The 19,932-nt window shown below is 39.6% G+C and carries 20 protein-coding genes; 11 read left to right on the top strand and 9 right to left on the bottom strand.

Annotated features, from left to right (window positions below; translation table 11 throughout):
* Positions 1-758 precede the first annotated feature (758 nt).
* Together AN391_RS19035 and AN391_RS19030 are read left to right on the top strand one after the other, a co-directional pair.
* Positions 759-1,958, top strand: coding sequence for a hypothetical protein (locus tag AN391_RS19035; RefSeq protein WP_235576000.1), 1,200 nt, complete (start codon positions 759-761; stop codon positions 1,956-1,958).
* Positions 1,958-2,422: a hypothetical protein gene (locus tag AN391_RS19030; RefSeq protein WP_055016842.1), complete on the top strand. Its 465-nt coding sequence runs from the start codon at positions 1,958-1,960 to the stop codon at positions 2,420-2,422. Before AN391_RS19035 ends, AN391_RS19030 begins: the two co-directional genes overlap by 1 nt.
* A 10-nt stretch (positions 2,423-2,432) precedes the next feature.
* Here AN391_RS19030 and AN391_RS19025 read toward each other — a convergent pair whose 3' ends face one another.
* Complete coding sequence (locus tag AN391_RS19025; RefSeq protein ID WP_055016841.1) at positions 2,433-4,520, bottom strand: bifunctional diguanylate cyclase/phosphodiesterase; 2,088 nt, start codon at positions 4,518-4,520, stop codon at positions 2,433-2,435.
* Positions 4,521-4,780: 260 nt separating this feature from the next.
* Between AN391_RS19025 and AN391_RS19020 the strand changes: the two genes are divergently transcribed.
* The 8 genes from AN391_RS19020 (at position 4,781) to AN391_RS18985 (ending at position 10,907) form a co-directional block, all read left to right on the top strand.
* Positions 4,781-5,713 (top strand): hypothetical protein, encoded by a 933-nt coding sequence (locus tag AN391_RS19020; protein WP_055016840.1) that lies wholly within the window; start codon positions 4,781-4,783, stop codon positions 5,711-5,713.
* 22 nt (positions 5,714-5,735) lie between these two features.
* The gene (locus AN391_RS19015; RefSeq protein WP_055016839.1) at positions 5,736-6,635 is read left to right on the top strand and encodes a DUF350 domain-containing protein; all 900 of its coding nucleotides are present in this window, start codon (positions 5,736-5,738) and stop codon (positions 6,633-6,635) included.
* Positions 6,636-6,638: 3 nt separating this feature from the next.
* The gene (locus tag AN391_RS19010) at positions 6,639-8,360 is read left to right on the top strand and encodes a polyamine aminopropyltransferase (protein WP_055016838.1); all 1,722 of its coding nucleotides are present in this window, start codon (positions 6,639-6,641) and stop codon (positions 8,358-8,360) included.
* Positions 8,361-8,440: 80 nt separating this feature from the next.
* Positions 8,441-8,854: a YjfI family protein gene (locus tag AN391_RS19005; RefSeq protein ID WP_004589139.1), complete on the top strand. Its 414-nt coding sequence runs from the start codon at positions 8,441-8,443 to the stop codon at positions 8,852-8,854.
* Positions 8,855-8,878: 24 nt separating this feature from the next.
* Entirely contained in the window at positions 8,879-9,571 is a 693-nt protein-coding gene (locus AN391_RS19000) for a PspA/IM30 family protein (RefSeq protein WP_055016837.1), read from the top strand.
* Between the two features lie 73 nt (positions 9,572-9,644).
* Positions 9,645-10,283, top strand: a complete 639-nt coding sequence (locus tag AN391_RS18995) for a DUF4178 domain-containing protein (protein WP_024032119.1) — start codon at positions 9,645-9,647, stop codon at positions 10,281-10,283.
* A complete protein-coding gene (locus AN391_RS18990; RefSeq protein WP_055016836.1) occupies positions 10,280-10,600 on the top strand; it encodes a hypothetical protein in 321 nt (106 codons plus the stop codon). Before AN391_RS18995 ends, AN391_RS18990 begins: the two co-directional genes overlap by 4 nt.
* A gap of 121 nt (positions 10,601-10,721) precedes the next feature.
* Positions 10,722-10,907: a hypothetical protein gene (locus tag AN391_RS18985; protein ID WP_055016835.1), complete on the top strand. Its 186-nt coding sequence runs from the start codon at positions 10,722-10,724 to the stop codon at positions 10,905-10,907.
* Between the two features lie 30 nt (positions 10,908-10,937).
* On the opposite strand, the gene AN391_RS18980 is transcribed toward AN391_RS18985, so the two are convergent.
* From AN391_RS18980 to AN391_RS18960, 5 genes are all read right to left on the bottom strand, one after another.
* Complete coding sequence (locus tag AN391_RS18980) at positions 10,938-11,342, bottom strand: hypothetical protein (protein WP_055016834.1); 405 nt, start codon at positions 11,340-11,342, stop codon at positions 10,938-10,940.
* A 10-nt stretch (positions 11,343-11,352) separates the two neighbouring features.
* The gene (locus tag AN391_RS18975; protein WP_055016833.1) at positions 11,353-11,877 is read right to left on the bottom strand and encodes a hypothetical protein; all 525 of its coding nucleotides are present in this window, start codon (positions 11,875-11,877) and stop codon (positions 11,353-11,355) included.
* A 107-nt stretch (positions 11,878-11,984) separates the two neighbouring features.
* A complete protein-coding gene (locus tag AN391_RS18970; RefSeq protein WP_055016832.1) occupies positions 11,985-13,361 on the bottom strand; it encodes a lyase family protein in 1,377 nt (458 codons plus the stop codon).
* A gap of 10 nt (positions 13,362-13,371) precedes the next feature.
* On the bottom strand, positions 13,372-13,737 hold the full coding sequence (locus AN391_RS18965) for a hypothetical protein (protein WP_004589147.1): 366 nt from the start codon (positions 13,735-13,737) through the stop codon (positions 13,372-13,374).
* A gap of 101 nt (positions 13,738-13,838) precedes the next feature.
* A complete protein-coding gene (locus AN391_RS18960; protein WP_055016831.1) occupies positions 13,839-14,024 on the bottom strand; it encodes a hypothetical protein in 186 nt (61 codons plus the stop codon).
* 200 nt (positions 14,025-14,224) lie between these two features.
* Here AN391_RS18960 and AN391_RS18955 point away from each other — a divergent pair, with 200 nt between their 5' ends.
* Complete coding sequence (locus tag AN391_RS18955) at positions 14,225-14,815, top strand: DUF938 domain-containing protein (protein WP_055016830.1); 591 nt, start codon at positions 14,225-14,227, stop codon at positions 14,813-14,815.
* Here the strand turns inward: AN391_RS18955 and AN391_RS18950 are convergent.
* The 3 genes from AN391_RS18950 to AN391_RS18940 all read right to left on the bottom strand — a co-directional run bounded on the left by AN391_RS18950 (position 14,792) and on the right by AN391_RS18940 (position 19,360).
* On the bottom strand, positions 14,792-15,931 hold the full coding sequence (locus AN391_RS18950) for a GNAT family N-acetyltransferase (RefSeq protein ID WP_055016829.1): 1,140 nt from the start codon (positions 15,929-15,931) through the stop codon (positions 14,792-14,794). The two genes, AN391_RS18955 and AN391_RS18950, sit on opposite strands and share 24 nt — an antisense overlap.
* Before the next feature lie 88 nt (positions 15,932-16,019).
* Complete coding sequence (locus tag AN391_RS18945; protein ID WP_055016828.1) at positions 16,020-18,740, bottom strand: ATP-binding protein; 2,721 nt, start codon at positions 18,738-18,740, stop codon at positions 16,020-16,022.
* A 131-nt stretch (positions 18,741-18,871) separates the two neighbouring features.
* The gene (locus AN391_RS18940; protein WP_055016843.1) at positions 18,872-19,360 is read right to left on the bottom strand and encodes an RNA-binding protein; all 489 of its coding nucleotides are present in this window, start codon (positions 19,358-19,360) and stop codon (positions 18,872-18,874) included.
* Between the last annotated feature and the right edge of the window lie 572 nt (positions 19,361-19,932).

Here is a 19,932-nt window from a genome sequence, read left to right as displayed (position 1 = left end):
AAAGAACGCAACGACCACCTCAGTGCTCAGTGAATCCCATTAAAAAAACATTAAGAGTACTTTGCTATGTGGCTCACTACCTCTGTGGGTACTACGACATCGCAAGGCTCCAAATACGAGAAAGCTTTTACAGCAATGTGATGGGTTTTTACGTCTGAAGGAAAGTAATATTCAGCATTTTCTCCTCTAAAGCGGAGCGTCTCCTAAGCGGAGCGCCTCTTTGTGAATAGTATTTTGGCTATCAAATTCATTGACCGGTGTTATTTCAGCATCTGTTATGTGGCTCTCCACTGCTGTGGGCACTACGACATCGCCTGGCGCCAAATACAAGAAAGCCCGACTTGCAATAGTTGGGTTTTTTTACGTCTGAAGAAAAGTTATATCCAGTATTTCCTTCTCTAAAGCGTAGCCCCTTTGTGTAAGGGTTGGTATCAATTATTTTAAGGGTATGGAAGTGTCGCTATCTGCTTTTAAAGACTCTAATTTATAACAACTAAATAGTGAGTTTTTACTGACATTGATTCTTTTTTAAGCTTCAAAATAGATTACTCCATTAAGCGAATTGGTATTACAGTACACGCAAGTCTCTTAACTTAACTAATCTAGTAAGATGTATAAAAATAATAACTTATAGTTCAGACTATTTTGATCCACTCTCATTAAGTTTGACTATAGTTATACCTCATAATAATTATTCTGCAGAATTATAAAATGTCGTTACTTTTTAATATTCAGCGCTTTTTTATATAGGTTGCTGAATGTCTATGCGAAATAAAATATTTCAGATATTCGTTTTAATCGTGGGCCTACATCATTTACCAGCTAAATCGGATGAGTTTGATTTTTCGGGCTACGCGCGTGTTATTGGTGGTTACTTAGATGAAAGAGATGTTGAATATAGAGGTTACGACGACACTCTTAACTTTTCACCATCAAGCTTAATAGGTCTTCAAGCTGAGTATCAGTTTAATAAAAACTGGTCAGTGACAGCACAAGGGGTACTTAGATCCGATAGTACAACGGTATCTGGTGAGAGTGGACTTGAATGGCTGTATTTGACTTATACACCGACAACCAATTTGCAGATAAAAGTCGGTAAGCTGCGCACCCCATTTTTTACAATGAGCGACTTCTCTGATGTAGGGTTTGCCTACCCATGGATCAATCCGCCACAACAAGTTTACGACACGTATTTATTTAAAACATTTAATGGTATTGATGCTATTTACAAATTTGGCTCAGATGACTTTGATATCAGCATTGAAGGGTACTATGGCGAAGAGTCGGGAAGTATTGGTATAGGCCCTTTTAAAACAGGCTTTGAGGTAGATAATTTAGTGGGTGTTATAGGGAAGTTGAACATTGAAAATATAGAGTTTAGAGCTTCAAGGTATAACGGTAATATAGCGCTAGATCTTAAATCGATTAACCAATTACAAGATACTTTAGAGAATTTTAATTTTAGCCTAAGTGCAGCGTCACTGACGACACAGGGCAGTGCACATGCAGATCAGCTTGGTGTTATTTATGATAATTTAGATTATTTTTTTAGAGGTGAGTGGGTAAAGATTAAAACACAGCTGGATATAATTCCGATTATACAAAGCTATTACTTAACCGTAGGCTATAACGATGCACCTTTTACTTATCATTTGACCTTTGCAGATAGCGATGTAGAAATTAACGCTAATCAGAATGAGATCCCAGTAGGCGTTAGTGTAGAGTTAGATCAGCTGGCACAGGCCTATAACAGCGTATTTTCAGAATCGGCGCCCGACTCACTAAAAACATGGACACTCGGTATACGATGGGATGTATTACCTAATCTGGCGTTAAAAGCGGAGGTATCTGCTTTAGAGGGCGATGAGGTTAATAATTCTTTTTTTGTTATCCCTGAGGATACCAACTTTAATAGAAAAACGAATCTTTACCTTATCGGCTTAGATTGGGTATTTTGATGATGCACTCTAAGTTAACTTACGTGATTAAACACATAATTCTGGTGTTTATTTTTACTTGGTCATTATTGTGTATTAGCGTACAAGCCTACGCGGATAATAGCCATACATCTAAAGTGATCATTGTTGTTAATACGGCCAATAAAAGCTTGGCTTTGAGTAAGCAGCAAATTCGCCATATCTATATGGGCGGCGCGTTGAGTCGTCAATTTAAAGCAGTAAATTTACCTGCCGGAAACCCGTTACGAATCGACTTTAATACAAAGTTGGTTGGCTTAACCGAATCTAGGATTCAGGCTTATTGGGCTCAGATGAGATTTACAGGGCGTAGCAAGCCACCTATCGAATTTAGCTCGGCTAAAGAAATTATTGCGTACTTGTTGAAAGAAGAAAATGCAGTTGCTTATTTACCTGCTGATACAAAAATTCCTGACGAGCTAACCGTTGTAACGCTAACGCCCTAGTAGCGCTGACTTATTTTAAAGTTAGCGCTTTAAATGCCTCTTTTGCTTGGGCTTTAGCTGCTGGTATGTGGGATAGGGCTACAGGCTTTGCAAAATAATATCCTTGCATTTCATCACTGCCATTTTTAATTAGGTAGTTAGCCTGGCTGGCTGTTTCTATACCCTCACTGCATATTTTTAAACCTAGGCGTTTACTTAAATCGAGTATGGCCTTTAATACCGCCGCATCCTTTTCTGAACTATCAAATTGATTAACAAACATACGGTCAATTTTGATGGTATCGATATCTATTTTTGTAAGGTAGCTTAGCGATGAGTACCCCGTTCCAAAATCATCAAGGGCTATAGAGCCGCCCATTTTTTTTATTTGGTTAAAGAATTGATTGGAGTTTTCAAAATTATCGAGATAGCTTGATTCGGTAATTTCAAACTGGATATTTGCAATGTCGACGTTGTATTTAACCAACTTATTTTTTACTATATTAATGAAGTGGTTATCTTTAAGATCATGGCTCGATAGGTTTAAAGAAACGCGTACATGGTTACCTATAGATTGCTTTAAAGTGGGTAAATCTTGAAATACCCTAGAGATAACCCACTGTGTGATTGCTTTTATTTTACCTGCTTGCTCTGCAATGGGTATAAACTCACCTGGTGAAATAAAGCCAAGCTCTTCACTTTGCCACCTAATAAGTGCTTCAAGGCCATTAGCCTCACCATTGGCGGCTATTTTTAACTGATACACAACTTCAAATTCATTTTGCGCAATTGCATGACTAATTAAATTAGCAACTTGAGCCATTCGCTTACTGTTTTCTAGCATCTTTTTATGAAAAACGGTGAACGATCCTTTCCCTTTTTCTTTTGAGGCATACATTGCGATGTCTGCATTACTAATTAATGTATTAATGTCAAACTCAGCTTCTTTAGCGTGGGCAATGCCAATACTTACCCCAGTGGGTATATCCCACTGATTAATAGTAAAAGGTGTTTGCATTGAGTTGATAATTTGCTCCGCAATATTAATAACGTCGGTGTAATTATTTATATTACGCAGCATTATTAAAAACTCATCCCCTCCTAAGCGAGCAATAACATCATTTTCGCGTAAGTGCTCTTTGATATTACTGGCTACCGCCTTTAAAAGTAGGTCGCCCGTTTCATGGCCAAGTGTATCGTTAACACCTTTAAAGCTATCTACGTCGAAAAACATGATTGCTAAATCTTGATGGTTGCTTTTACAGCGTGTTAATTCTTCTTTTAGTAAGGCCATAATGAACATACGATTTGGCAAACCAGTTAATATATCGAAGTTAGCTAAGTGCTCCATTGATTGTTTTTGCTTTAAAAGTTGTGCGGTGTTTTTTTGATTAGTAACCACTTGGGCGTTAATAGTGTTAAGTAAGTTATTAATATCTTTACCAAGTTGCGATACTTCATCGTTGCCCGAACCTTGGTATTGAAGTTGGTAGCTTCTTGTTTTTTCTACTTTTTGCGTGAACTTAGAAAGTTTTAATAGCGGGCTTAATAAATGTTGGTATATCCAAAAAGAGATGATGATGGTGATCACGATACTAAAAATAACGATAGGGGCCGCACTATAAAATAAGCTCGCTTTGCTTTCATTAAGGGGCTTATTAAAATCTTGAACAATTAATAAGTAGCCTATAGGGAACTGTTCCTCACCAATTGTTTTTAAGGCAACTAAGCCTTGGTTAGTAACACTGACTGTACGGGGCAAGCTTTGCGGTTTGATCCCCTGTAGCTGTGGAGTAAAATCCTCGTACTTTAAGTAATTAGGGTGCACGTAAGACTGTATTAGCCGCCAATTGCTATCAAAGACATTTACAAATTTTATGTGCTCGTACCTATCTAACCCCAAAAGCTCAGTTGTGATAGAAAATAAATCTATCTCTTGCGACATAACACGTAACAAATTATCTGAAATATTTGATGACATGGCATCGAGGTTTTCTTCAACTGATTGGCGGTATAAATCCTCGTGCTCATTAATTGCTAAATAAAAAACAAAACTAGCGCTTAGTACGATTAGACAAGTTGTAATAATAATAAATTTGTTACGAATACTATGAAACATTTAGCCAAATCCCTTCTTACTGCCGTGCTCTATTACTAAAAGAGTTATTACTTATTGGTGCTATCTATTAATAGAAGGCTTACGCGTAGCGCTGATGTTACTTACTAAATGTGTAAGTAAAAGAATGTGTTTAAATTCATGGAGTAACTATAGCTGGTTATTTTATTTTAGGCAGACTTACTTTGTTGCAATTTCATTCTTGGCTTAATAAGTGACCTGTGTAAGACTAATGCGGTTATTTATTAAATCAGGTGACATGAATGTCGAATATAAAAGCTTGGAAACTTATGAGCCTGTTTTGTTTGTTTGCAGTGCTTATGGGTTGTCAATCTAAAGAAGAACAACTACAACAAACAATTCAAGAGTCTATTAAAAAGGCAGATGTTGAGCTTGCACAGCTTGGTACTGCGCTTGATAATGGCACTATACGTAATGCTGTATTGCTTAAAGAATATGGCAAACTCCTTAAACAGCAACAGCCAGAACTGAGTCAGGTTGTTGATGTAATTACCCTTGATGCTACAAGGCAGGGTGCACTTTACAGTGGTTTAACACAACGACTTAAAGATATTAAAGGCACTTATTTAATTCCTCCCTACGAAGACACGCTACACAGTATTGATTTACTACGTGAGGCGGCTAAGCCTACGCTGTTTTCTGACGCGTTAACTGACCCGATTAATATGTTGGCGGATATGTCTAAGGGCAGCCTTGCGCGCGTCGGTGCTATTAGTCAAGAGGCAGAGGGCGCAGGCGAAGGTAATCAATTGGTGGGCAACCCTAATTACGGTAACTGGCAAACGAATAGTAATGGTATTAGCTTTTGGCAGTGGTATGGCATGTACCGTATTTTAGGCGATGTATTTGACCGTGTTGAATACGGACGTTGGAGCAGCCGCCGTAAATATAGCTATTACAACGATTACGGCCGCTATCGTTACTCAAGCCCTAAACAAATTAAAACGCAAAGTGCGTTAGAAACGCGTACGCGTCAATCGTACCAACGCCAAGGCAAGCAGTTTACTAGCCCTTATGCGAGCAAAAAATCGGGTGCCTCGGGTTTAAGCCGCAGTAGTTATACACCGCCTAAAAGCCGCAGTAGTTACTCGCGTTCGAGTAGTTATAGCAACAGCTCTGGATCGGTACGTAATAGCGGTAGCAGAACCTCTCGTGGCGTGAGCCGTGGTAAGTAAAGAATAAGTTGGAGTTAGAAATATGTACGAATTTAATGGAATAACTATGTGGTCGCTACAAGCTTTGGCGATTGATTTTGCAATTATAGTGTTGTTATTTGTAAGCCTAAAATACATTAAGGGCTGGGTTTCAAACCTTCATGCAAATGATGAAATAACAGAGCGCGATAACTTTGCTTTTGGTATTAGCTTTGCGGCAGGCTTAGTTGCACTTGCCATTGTATTAACGGGTGTGAGCAGTGGTGCTTTTGCTGCCTCTTTACAACAAGAAGCCCTGCAAATGCTAGGCTATGGTGTATTAGCCATTGTACTGATTAAATTAGGCCACTTTTTTCAAGATAAGGTTGCGCTTCGCAAAGTCAGCCTGCACGACGAAATTGTAAAAGGTAACGTAACGGCCTCTATTATCGACTTTGGTCATGTAGTAAGCGTGGCGATTGTGATTCGCTCTGCACTTTTATGGGTAGCAACAGAGGGTTGGCACGGGCTGCCTATCGTTATTGCGGCTTTTATTATTGGCAGTGTTGCACTACTGCTTGTAAGCCAATACCGCGTACAATTATTTAAGCGTACCAATAAAAGCGGTGATTGTTTACAACAAGCCATTATTGATGGCAATTTAGCGGTAGGTATACGCTACGCTGGCTTTTTAGTAGGCAGTGCCTTAGCTATTACTGCGGCATCAGGTATTGCACCGTATGCGGCCGATAACATTAATGCCAGCCTGCTTTATTGGGCTATTAGCGCGATTGTAAGTTTAGTGACATTCATCATTTTACATTTAATCACCATAAAAATAATTTTATCAGGTTGTGATATTTCAGATGAAGTAAACCGTCAGAAAAATGTAGGTGTAGGTGCTATTTCTGCTGCAGTGTCGTTTGCTGTCGGTATTACTATGGCAACCTTACTAGGCGCATAATCAGTGTCATCAACTACAACTAGCCCAAGTAAATCGCGTTTACTTGGGCACGATATTTTACTCATCACTGTTATGGCCGTACTCGCTGGGTGCGGCCTTATTTATGAATACTTACTTTCGCATTACGCAGGGCGTGTACTGGGCTCTGTAGAAAGTGCTATCTATGCCATGATTGGCACCATGATAGTTGCCATGGGCTTAGGCGCATTTTTAGCCCGTTGGTTTAAAGATGCTTTTACCGCCTTTGCTTGGCTGGAAAGTATTATTGCCCTGATTGGTATGGGCTGTATTTTGGCAATAGCCGGTGTAATTGCTGTAAGTTATTCTCTTCCTCATTTGTTTTCTAGTATTTTTAATTTACCGCCAGATATTGTGCTTAACGGCTATGTATTTCAAAAGCTGCAAGAGTGGTCACGCTTTTTACCTTATGTGTTTGGTTTAGTACTGGGTTTGTTTATTGGTATGGAAATACCGCTTATTGCGCGTATTCGCCAACATGTGTACGGGCGCTTTTTAGAAAACAATGCAGGCACCATTTATGGTGCCGATTATATTGGCGCCGGTATTGGTGCGGCTATTTGGGTAAGCATTATGCTGGCGATGCCTATAATGCAAGCTGCAGCGTGGACAGCACTTTTTAATATATTGGCAGGGCTCGCCTTTTTATGGCGCTACCATGCTCATGTGCGCTTTGCTAAGGCACTTTTAGTTTGCCATATAGTATTACTGGCACTGTTTGGGTTTATTTTAGTGATGGGAAGTAGCTGGATGAACAGCTTAAGTAATGTGCTTTACAAAGATAAAGTTATTTACTCACAAGCAACTAAATACCAGCATGTCGTATTAACTGAGCGCTTAAGCAAAAACCAGCCAGTGCCTATTACCGATTTATATTTAAATGGGCGCTTACAGTTCTCAAGTATTGATGAGCAAATATATCATTCAATGCTGGTGTATCCGGCCATGCTCGCATCAAACCGGCACGATAACGTATTAATTATTGGTGGTGGTGACGGGCTTGCCCTTAGAGATGTTTTAAAGTGGCCAGTGAACGAGGTAACGTTAATTGATTTAGATGCACAGCTGCTCAATTTATTTGGCCATAAAGACGGAGATTTTACACCGCCTGAGTCTATAAGTAAGCGATTATTAGCGCTAAATAATCGTTCAATGTTAGACCCGCGTGCAAATATTATTGTGGGCGATGCGTTTTTAGAGGTTGAAAAGTTGCTTGATCAAGGTAAGCAATTTGACACTATTTTAATTGATTTACCGGACCCAAATCACCCCGATTTAAACAAAATGTACAGCGACTATTTTTATAACCATGTACGTCAACTTTTGGCCCCCGATGGCGCAATGGCGGTGCAGTCAACCTCGCCTTATCATGCCAAAAAAGCATTTTTAAGTATTGCTAAAACGGTAAAAGCGGCTGGTTTTGATTATGTTGAGCAGTACCAGCAAAATATTCCTTCATTTGGACAGTGGGGGTGGACTATTGCCACTAAAATGGGTCAACCAGCCAGTGGGCGAATTAAAAATATAAGCGCTATGCCGGTGCCATCAAGGTGGGTAAGCAAAGAATATTTATTAGCCAGCTTTGTATTTCCTAACCAGTATTTTGAACAAGTTAAAAGTATTGAAGTCAATAGGTTAGGTTCGGGTCAGCTATATGATTACTACCGTAATGCGTGGCAAATAGAAAGCGAATTGTATAAAAATTAATAAAACATGGTTGACATATTATGTCGACCATGCGAATCTTAACTCAGACATAATATGTCAAACAGCAAAAAGGCAGAGACATGGAATTAAATGAACTTTCAATAAAATTAGCTTCTTTTGAAACCGAAGGCGCTAACTTTGAGTCTTTCTTGATTGCCAATCCTGGCGAGCAAGATGTTTTACAAGTCATAGTTGATGGAAACGATGAGCTTCCAATTTTTGTTACGCAAACACAAGAGCAGTTGTTATGTATTAGCTACTTGTTTGGCGAAGATGAAGTAAAAAGTGAATTACGCAACGAGTTAAACGAAACACTACTGCGTTTAAACGTGCCAATTCCACTGAGTGCATTTGCTAAAATCGATAACAAATACGCGATTTTTGGTGCACTGTCGGTAAATTCATCATTAGATGATATTACCCACGAACTAGTGACACTAGCAGACAACGCTATTGACGCACTAGAAGCCGTGACCTTGTATTTAAACGATTAGTAACTAGTTAGTGGAGTTAAGATTATGAGTATATTAAAAAAATTATTTACAGCAGTACGTGGCGGCGCGCGTGAAGCGGGCGAAGCAATTGTAGATGCAAACGGTATCCGTATTTTTGAACAAGAAATAGCAGATGCGCAAAATGCACTTAATCGTGCTAAAAAAAGCCTTACAGAAGTAATGGCTAAAGAAATGCAAACTAAGCGTAAAATTAGCGCGGTAGATGCCTCAATTGCTGAGCACGAAGCGTATGCAGGCCAAGCTCTTGAAAAAGGTAACGAAGCCTTAGCATTAGAAATTGCAGAAAAAATTGGTGATTTTGAAGCTGAAAAAGCAGAGCATGAGCAAGTCTTAGCAGGCTTTAGCAACCACATTGTAACGCTTAAGCAGCAAGTTAAAGACGCTGAAAAGTCGATTAAAGAAAACCAACGTCAGCTTACTATGGTTAAAACCACAGAAAGCGTACAGCAAGCAACAATGGCTGTTAACAGCACGCTTAATACTAATAGCTCGTCTATGACCTCGGCTCGCCAGTCGCTTGAGCGTATTAAACAGCGTCAGCAAGATCGTAGCGACCAGTTAGGCGCTGCAAAGCAACTTGAGTCAGATACAAATGGCGACGATTTAAAAGCGAAAATGGCTGAAGCCGGTATTGGCGATACAAGCCCAAAAAGTGCTGATATTTTAGCGCGCATTAAAGCCAAGCAAAACGGCTAATAGTTAGTACATTATTTACAAAAGGTAATTAAGCTTAGCTTAGTTACCTTTTTTGCTTAAGGGATGTCTCATTATGTTTAATTTTTTCAAATCAAAAAAAGAGCCAGAACGTCAGCTTAACCATGCGAGTGAGCTTAAAAAAGGTGACATGTTTAGCGTTATAGACTCATTTGCATATCCGTCGTGGTTAAAAGGGCAAACGCTGCGTGTTATTGATATTCAAACTTATCAATATCAGCACAGTAGTGATACTGAGTTTGTGCTAGAGACGAACAGCGGACAGGTGGTATTTTTACAAATTGAGCAAGATGATGGTGAGCAGTGGGCTAATTTTTCAATCAAAATTCAGCGTGACGACGTAGAGCAAATATTTGGTCTAGACGAATTTGCGCGCATTTTTGATGAAGAGTCGTTAACCCATATACAGGTGCAAAATACGCCTGAGCAGTTTATGCAGTTTTTAGCTAAAAGCTATCAGCAAAGTGAGTCGCCATATGTGTGTTATTTCCATAACAAAGATTTTCGTGGTCAGTCATTGCCGCGTTATGAGCAAGAGGGTGGCGAACCTTGTGAAATGATTTGTTTAGCATCGCCGGACGAAGGGCACGGCTTAAATATTGAAATATGGGATGGCGGTGAGACCGAAGTGTCACTGACGCTAACACGCCCAATTACTGATATAGTCGACTTGTTTCCAGGAGATGCGAAGTGAGTGACGCTAAAGACAAGTGGTTACGTCAAGAGCAAGCTGTGCGTGCCACACAAATGGCATTTGATTTAAGCAGCGAAGTACAAAAGTCGATAAAAAAGCAGGCCATAGACCAAGAGCTTACGCCCTCAGATATGATCCGTAAAATTTTAGGCTTAGATGTAAAATCTAAAAAAACACGTCAGCGCCTATCGTTTAATTTAAACGATGATGAAATAGCCCAGTTAGCAACACGATTTAATGTTCAAAGTGATGATAAGCGAGCTGTAAAACAGCAAGTTGCTGAGCTTTTAATTGCCCACACAAAAAAAGCTAAATAGTGCATCAGCGCTTTGGGTTACTAACCACTTAATATAAGTGTGGGGCTCAATAAAAGCAGTGTTTTGCGTTCTTTGTACTAAGCCCTTACACTAAGGGCAACAACTATAAAGAAGTACTGCTTTGAATACTATACTGATTACTTACCTTATTATATTTGCTTTGTTTGGCACTGCCGCCAGCTATTTTGTGCGCTTTATTTATGCGTACTGGGTAAAAAAAGAAATGCCAATGAAGTACATTGTTAAAGCAGGAATTTGTGTGGTGTTGGTGGTGGTTATATCAGCGCTAATTCCGTTATTAAATTAACGCTTAATTTAAGGTTTAAATAGTGTATAGCTATTTTATATCAAACGCTTGGCATTGCTGATTAATACACAAGGTTTGCACTTCAAGCACGGGTGAGCAATCGGTTAAACCTTGCGCTTTATTTTGTGCTTTTTGTTGCTGTGTAATTTTATGGGCCACTTCTTCGGCGTGCTCTTGAGAGGTGTTAAGTGTTGAATACACAACATACTTACTTGGCCCACCACACGCGCGTGCACCTACTTCGAGTACCTTACATTGAAAGCTTGCGGTGCAACTATTATCACTAACAATGTTATTAAGGTCGTAGTTCAAGTCAGACAAATTCTGATCTTGTTCAGTACTTGATGATGTGCTCGCACAGCCGCTAAGTAATAGCATAGCGCTGGTGGCAACACTCACAATTGATAATTTAATTGCTGATGGCAAACAACTCATAACCTTGTCCTTAAAATACACTTACCGCTGAGCCTTCAAGTTTAACACATTTATTTTCAACACACTGCGTGCTTGGAGAAGTTAAATGCTGGCATGTGCTCATCATTTCATTTTGTGTGTTGTAGGCTTTTTCAAGCGTTGTTATTTGCTTTGCAAGCGAACTGACTTGCCCCTTTTTAGCTGCTTTTGTTGAATAAATAACATAATCACTTGGTCCGCCGCAGGCTTTGCTTCCTATTGGCATAACTTTACATTGTGCCGAGGTATCGCACTGTGTATTGGCAATTAACGTATTAAGCTCGCTTTTTGCGGCTTTAATATCGTTAAGTGATACTTCTTTTAAAGCGGTTTTTATTGGTTGAGATGCATCAGTAGAGGGTGTGTGCTTGTTTTCCCTATTGGTTTGTTGAGGTACTTCTTTATGCGGTACTTCTTTAAGCTCGTTCACCGAGTGAGTGGCTGCATCTTGCGATGTTGTTTCTAGGCATGCGGTTAAGCAAAGTGGTAAAAGTAGGGCTAACAGTGGAGTACGCATAATAAACCTTGATAGTGATGAATTATTCATCACTATCATACACGGTGCATTTTTAACGGCAATAAAAACTATATTATCAAGTAATTAAAGCCGTTTTAGATTTACCTTTATAAACCGCCTTGAGTAAGTTTAGTGGGGTTAAGCAGCTTTTCTAATTCACCGCGTGAAAGGTCGGTTTCTTGCTCTGCCACATCAATGATGGGGCGGGCTTCTTTATACGCTTGCTTAGCTATTTTGGCTGCTTTTTCGTAACCGATCACCGGATTCAGCGCAGTCACTAAAATTGGATTTTTAGCCAGTGCTTTATCAATATTGGTTTGGTTTACTTTAAAACTTGCAATGGCTTTATCTGCCAATGCTTGTGCGCTATTAGCAAGTAGCTCAATGCTTTGTAAAATATTATGTGCAATAACCGGTAGCATGACGTTTAGCTCAAAATTACCCGCTTGGCCTGCTACAGTGATGGTTGCATCGTTACCTATAACTTGAGCGCTTACCATAGCTGCCGCTTCTGGGATCACTGGGTTAACTTTGCCAGGCATAATCGACGAGCCAGGTTGCAGTGCTTCAAGCTCTATTTCGCCAAGTCCAGCAAGTGGGCCCGAGTTCATCCAGCGTAAGTCATTAGCTATTTTCATTTGTGCTACGGCCAATACTTTTAGCTGACCTGAAAGCGCTACAATGGCATCTTGTGAGCCAATGTTGTAAAAAAAGTTACTGCTTGGTTTAAAGCTTATACCCACATTTGCGCTTAAGTTTTTAGCAAATTTTGAAGCAAATTCACCATCTGCATTAATGCCGGTACCAACAGCAGTCCCGCCTTGAGCAAGCTCGCACACTCGCTCTAAGCTATGGCGAATACCAGAGGCAGCATTATTTACTTGTGACTGCCATGCGCTTAGCGTTTGCTCAAACGTAACGGGCATGGCATCCATTAAATGCGTACGCCCTGTTTTAACTATTTTGCCAACGTCTGCCTTTTTTTGCTCTAAGCTCTGCGATAGTTTTTCAAGAGATGGCAGTAATTCATAAACCACGTTAATAGCACTACTAAGGGCTATGGCTGTCGGTACTACATCGTTAGAGCTTTGGCCCATATTTACATCATCATTAGGGTGAACTGGCTCATTACCTATACGGGTTGCAAGGGTTGCGATAACTTCATTCGCATTCATGTTCGAGCTGGTGCCTGAACCAGTTTGAAAAATATCAACGGGGAAATGCTCATAATGCTCGCCATCAATAATTTGTTGGCATGCTTGCTCAATAGCGTTGGCTTTACTTTTACTTAAGTGATTTAGCTCAAAGTTACTTTGTGCAGCGGCTTGTTTAATGTATGCAAGCGCTGTTACAAATTGTTTTGGCATGGCTAAGCCACTAATAGCAAAGTTGTTAACTGCACGCTGGGTTTGTGCTTGATATAGCGCATCACTAGGGACCTGTAATTCACCCATGCTGTCGGATTCGGTTCTAAAATTGCTCATAAGTCGCTCCTTAAAAAGGGTTAAATTCGTGACTGAGTACGCGAGCTTCGCGCTCAAGTTTTAAAAATTTTTCAGTATCGTTATGTGCATAGTAAAAGCGTTTTAATGCCAATAAGGGTTTATATAACTGCTCAAGGCATTGCTTGCGAATGGCATTGTGTATTAGAGGGTCGCACATTTTATTGATAATTTCATGGTGAGTGCGTAATAAATATAACTCTTGTAGTAAGGGGTTACGCTGTTTTTCAAAGCTTTTAGCAACGTTTAAAGCGGTTTCTATGTAGTGAGCTACCACCATAGGCGCATGTAAGCCTGGGCGTAAGCAGTTACAAGCAAGTTCATGATGATAAGGCTGTAATGCCTGAAAGGGAGACATAAAAAAACCGATTCAAGTTAACGATAATAGTTATCATTACATTTAATCGGTTTCAGTGTAAACAGTTATTATTAAATTTATTTGCAGCGTTTAATTGAATATCAATTATAGCCAAGAATGAATATTTGGTCTGTTTCATGTTTTTTTAGCGCCTGTTGATTTTGGTTACAGTGAGAAAGTAAGTCGATTACAGTGGCTCTACTATCACAGGTACTAATTGGTTTTTCGGTGGTTTTTTCTGTCACTGAGACAACAGCGTCTACAGCGGTGTAAGGGGGAGTATGCATAATTTTATCCTCGTATTTAATATTGGTAATACACCCTACTTAGGGTTGATTAAGTTAAAGCATAATACATACCATCGGCTTATTTTTATTTTAGTGCCATGAATTAACTCACTTTTATAAATTATCTATAAAACTTTAATTGTTCAGTGTCATTTTTTTGCGTTAATGTTGTGCAATAAATTTCACTATTGGTGCAAATCATGAATAAACCTTTCTCACAAGCGTGCGAAAACAATAAGGGTCCTATTTTAGAGGTGCTTAAACCCGTTTTTGATAAGACAAAGTCGGTACTTGAAGTCGGCTCGGGTACGGGGCAGCATAGTGTGTTTTTTGCTGAGCAATTACCGCATCTACAGTGGTATACAAGTGATCGACGTATAAACCATGAGGGCATAAATTTATGGCTTAAGGAGGCAAATTTAACTAATTTACACGGCCCTCTTGAGCTTGACTTAAATTATGCATGGCCGGTAAATAACGTGGATGCCATTTACACGGCAAATACGTTGCATATAGTAAGTTGGCCGTTGGTTGAGCAGTTTTTTAAAGGGGCTGCAACGCACTTAGCAAGTCAGGGTGTAGTGTGTATTTATGGCCCTTTTAAATACCAAGGACAGTTTACAAGTGCAAGTAATGAAGAATTCGATCGCTTTTTAACGCAACGTGACCCACTTAGCGGTATTCGTGATTTTGAGGCTATAGAGCAATTAGCAACACAAGCAGGTCTTACACTCATAAGTGATACAGCTATGCCAGCTAATAATCAGTTATTGGTTTTTAAACGGCAGTAAATCAGCGCACTGCGTTTTATACATTGTCATATGTTGGCGCTCTCGCTTTAGGTAGTCGTTTATTGCTGCTCTAAAATCGGGTTCAACAATATAGTGGCTGGAGTAGGTAAAAACAGGCTCAAACCCACGAGGTATTTTATGCTCACCTTGAGCGCCCGAGTGAAAGCAATGTAAATTATGCTTAATCGCAAATTCAATCCCTTGGTAGTAACACAGCTCAAAATGAAGGGAATCTATTTCTTCGTTGGCGCCCCAATAGCGGCCATACAAGGTGTTTTCGCCCTGTAAGCTTAGCGTTGCTGCCACTATTTTGTTGTCTTTTTTGGCAAGCATAACAATTAGCTGATCGCCCATTAGTGCCTGTAATAAAGTAAAAAACTCAATATTTAAATACCCTAAATGCCCAGAACGCTTTAAATAAGTACGTTGATAAAACTCACAAAATAGCTGCATTGTTTCAGGGCTTATGTGCGAGCCTTGTAGCCATTCAATGGTAATACTTTGCTGTGCTATTTTAGCACGCTCTTTTTTTAGTGTTTTTCGTTTGCGTGCGGTGAGTGTATTCAAAAAATCGTCAAAGGTTTTAAAGCCTTTATTAAACCATTGAAACTGCACGCCCACACGCTGCATTATATCGTCAGTACACAGGGCTTGAGCTTGCATCTTTGGGCAAAAGTTAACATGCCAGCCAGACCAACCTTGCTCTATACTCGTTAAATTTAATTGCTTTTTTATGTACTCGTATACGCTTTGTGTATTCGCATGAGCAATGGCAATACGTTGGCCTTCAATGGGGCTAAAAGGCACACCGCTTAGCCATTTAGGGTAATAGGCTAATCCGTGTTGCTCAAAGGCCTCTGCCCACGCCCAATCAAATACATACTCGCCGTATGAGTGGCTTTTTAAATACCCAGGCGCGAGTGCGACTAACTTGTCAGCTTCATAAACCGCTAAGTGATGAGGCTGCCAACCGGTTTCTTGGTTTACACAGTGGCTCTGCTCTAATGCATATAAAAATGCATGGCGGGTAAAGGGCTCATTACCAAATAAACGAGTCCACTCGTGTGCGTCTATTTGGTTAATATTATTAAACCATTGGTGGGTAAAAGTTGCCATTACTGCTTACCTTGGGCTGCTTTATTATGAGTGCATGCATTTTAAGCCAAAATTAAAACACCAGTGTGTTTATTTACGTATTGTTGTACTAATACTCTTCAATTTCAGCGTATTGCGCTAAACATGCGGTTAGCCTAGTTAGGTCTAGTGGTTTTGCAAGATGCTGATTAAAGCCAACAGCTTGAGCATGGGCTTTGTCTTCAGGCATAACATCGGCGGTCAGCGCGATAATAGGCAGTTCTTGCTCGTTTTTAAATTGCCTAATGAGTGCGGTGGCTCTGTAACCATCCATTACAGGCATTTGGCAGTCCATTAAAATTAAGTCAAAGTGTTGCTCTTTTACTATATCTACTGCCGCTTCGCCATTTTCTACCATGTGCGCAACAATGCCTAGTGAACCTAGCATAGCTTTAATAACCATTTGGTTTACAGGGTTATCTTCTGCGACAAGTATTTTTAAGGCTGCCAATTTAATGCCCGAGTATACGAGCTCGGCTGGTTCTTGAGCGGGACTTGTTTTAAGTATAACGTCAAATTTAAACGTAGAACCTACATTTGGCTCACTTTGCAGTGTTATATTACCGCCCATTAATTTAGTGAGTTCTTTTACAACAGTTAAGCCTAGACCTGTGCCGCCATAGCGTCTTGATGTTGAGTCGTCTGCTTGAGTAAAGGCACTAAAGAGCTTGGATTGCTGAGTTGGTTTTATACCAATACCGGTATCTGTCACGGTGACTGTTATTTTGACTTTGTCAGTACTGATAAACTCTCCATCAAAAGCCACCGCTACTTTACCTTGCTCTGTAAATTTTATAGCGTTGCTACAAAGATTCAGCACTACTTGCTCAAATCGTAAAGGGTCGCCTATATACCAAGTATCTACCGGAAGTTGGTTTGTAACCTGCCAGCCAATCCCTTTGTTGGCTGCACTGGCTTCAAACATTGTGTTAATACGCTTTATAATTGTATCTAAGTCGAACGCTGTGCTTTCGAGCTTGAGCTTATGTGATTCAATTTTTGAAATATCGAGTATGTCATTAATCAAGTTCAGCAAGCTTTTAGATGAAGAGTTTATTTTATCTAGGTAACCAATAAGTGTTTGTGCGTTATCTTCTTTACGCGCTAATGATGAAAAACCAATAACTGCATTTAATGGTGTGCGTATCTCGTGACTCATATTGGCTAAAAATCGACTTTTGGCCTGATTAGCTAAGTCTGATTGCTTTTTGGCTTGCGCAAGCGAGTGAGTGCGCTCTGCAACCTTTCGGGTAAGGGCTATTTGTTGCTGATTAAAAAGTAGTAAAACAGTTAAAATTAAAGCACATACAACTAACTGTAAGGCCATTAAAAATAGTGTTAGTTGGTTACTATGTGGGGCAAGGTATTTTTCTTTTAAAGCCAATTGTACATTCCACGTTTGCCCTCCAAAGTTAAGTTTTAGCCTCATAATACGGCTGCCCTGTGCAATACTTAAACTTTTGCCGTAGTTACTGTAAAAGGCGGGCTTATTTTCATCTTCATAGAGTGCAATAGAAAACATTTCTGATTGTTGTTCGCTAATCGCTTGCTCAATAATATTACGTACTAAAAACACACCTGTTGCATAGCCTTTTATAATAGTTTTTTGCTGTTGATGCTCGTAAACGGGTGCAAATAGTAGGTAGGCTGGTTCTGGCTCAGATGTTTGCACTAGCTGAATAATTTTTGTGCTAACTGGCTGGTATTTAATTGCTGGGTTGATTAACGACGCTTTTCTATCTGGGTTTGAATATACATTAAAACCAACCGCTTTTTGGTTGCCATTAAAAGGGGCAATGTACTTAACAATAACCATAGGATCGTCTGGCTCAAGAGGTTCCCCCACAATTTCAAAGTCTAGATGGTATATATTGGCAACTTCTTGGGTAAATGAAGCTTGCTCACTTTGCGCTATTTTTTGATTCCACGAAAGCGCTTTAATAAATGAATGCTGTGCTAATAACTCACTAGCATAGGCATAAAAGTCTTGTTGATTCAAATTTGGGGTAGATTGCACTTGGCTGGCTAAGCTTTGCACCGCGATTAAGCTTTGGTTGATATAGCGATATAAACTACTTTCTATCACCTGCGCTTCACGTTCAGCGACTTTAACGGTGTTTTGCCTGTTTTCTTGGTTATAAAGTTGAGTGGTTATAGCAACAGATATAAATAAAATACTACACACCGCTAAAGTAGGCAGCGGTGTTATTGGCCTATTTTCCCCTTTAATCTGAGTTAAGACCAATAGTAGCGGGGTAGCAATAATGACCCCTAATGAGTCTCCTAACCACCAAAATAAAACATTTTGCCAATGATCTTTAATATCGTACGCGGGATTAAATTGGCTTAGTGCAAATACCCCAAAATTTGCAGAGATTAAGCTTACCCCAATCCCTACAACAAAAATAAAATAAATGATACTTGCGCGTTTTTTAAAAAATAGCGGGTGACCCAGCCAATACTTTAGTAAGCCAGCCCCCACCATTGCCTGCAATACAATACCAATCGCAATATAGGTGGCTTGGCTGAAAGTGTTGCCAACCAACACCATATCGTGTGCTGAACTATCAAAAATATTAAAATTAAATGCAAAGGCTGCTACAAAAAGCGCTGGAGCAAAGCGCCACCACCAAATATAGCATCCGACTAAAGCAATGCCTGCAGGCAACCATACGGGAATAATTTGAGTATTAAAGGCGAGTTTTGTAAGTGAGATCCCAATTAAAAAGTACGCTAATGAAAAAACTATGTAAAAGACAACAGAATGATATTTTGAATTAAAATTTTTCACATAGCTTCCTGACTTTTCAAAAGGGCTTAATTTTAAATATCAGTATAGCGAACAGTATGTTATTTGCGGTATTTTTTATACATGTTTTACAAAGTGCAGGCTGTGTAACCTGCAAGCAGTTTATGTAGCCGTTAAGGTTGGTTGCTAAGTTGTTGTTTTTGTTGATGTAAAATAGAAACTTGTTGCTCTACGGCGCTAATGAGTGCGTTATAGCGGTTTTGAATGGTCGCAGTTTTGGTGGCAATTGCATCGGCTATTGATTCGGCGCCCATTCTATTAGCTTGGTCTTGAGTAATATAGCTGGCTTGTTGGGTCGCGTTGGCTAAGTCTTCTTTATAATTTTTAATAGTAAGCTGGTGGCGTTTAATTTCACGCTCGATTCTTTGGATCTCTATGTAGTTATCTACAGAGGCGCCAGGCATAGTCGGTGAGTTTGCATTATTGCCGTATTTATCGGCAATCATAGGTTGCTTTAGTTTAATTACTTCTGCATTGTCAGCGCATGGTGTTTGGCTAAATGTAGCGACCCCTTTGATTGTGCATTTGTATACCGTAATGTCTTGGGCTGCGTGTGTACTTAAAGCGACAAAACCTATTAAAGGTGTTATTAGACGAAACATAATTAAACTTACGCGACTGTTGATGTGATTAATAATGCCGTAACTACAAAGTGTATTCAATGTGTTTTATTTTTCATCGCAACAACGTGGCTTTAATAATTCCAGTAACCCTGATTAAGGTTTATTTTGAGGATAGGTAAACGTGTTGATAGCTAGGAAAAAGTTTACTATTTAGTTGTTCTTGGCAATTGCTCCTGCATTGGCCTAACTTCTGCTTCCATGCAGTCGTAAATGAGAGCTTTTAACTCTGATAGCGGCATTTATCCCTCTAAAAGTAATTAAGTAATTACGGATTGATAAAAGTTATGGTGGAGAAGGAGGGGTTAGCTTAATTACATCTATGTAATTAATTGCGTCGCAACGCTTACGGCGGCTTAAACTATTCCATACATTTTATCGAACCCTAGGATAGTTCTCACCCTCCTTGGTACATTGGCTGTTAAATTTTAGGCACAAAAAAACCGCAACTAAGCGGTTTTTAATAAGAAATGGTGGAGAAGGAGGGATTCGAACCCTCGATAGAGCTACAAACTCTATACTCCCTTAGCAGGGGAGCTCCTTCGGCCACTCGG

This window comes from Pseudoalteromonas sp. P1-13-1a, assembly GCF_001401875.1.
In the GTDB taxonomy this organism is placed as follows: Bacteria; Pseudomonadota; Gammaproteobacteria; order Enterobacterales; family Alteromonadaceae; genus Pseudoalteromonas.
Note: the sequence above shows the minus strand (reverse complement) of the source record. Positions and strands in the feature narration are given on the sequence as shown.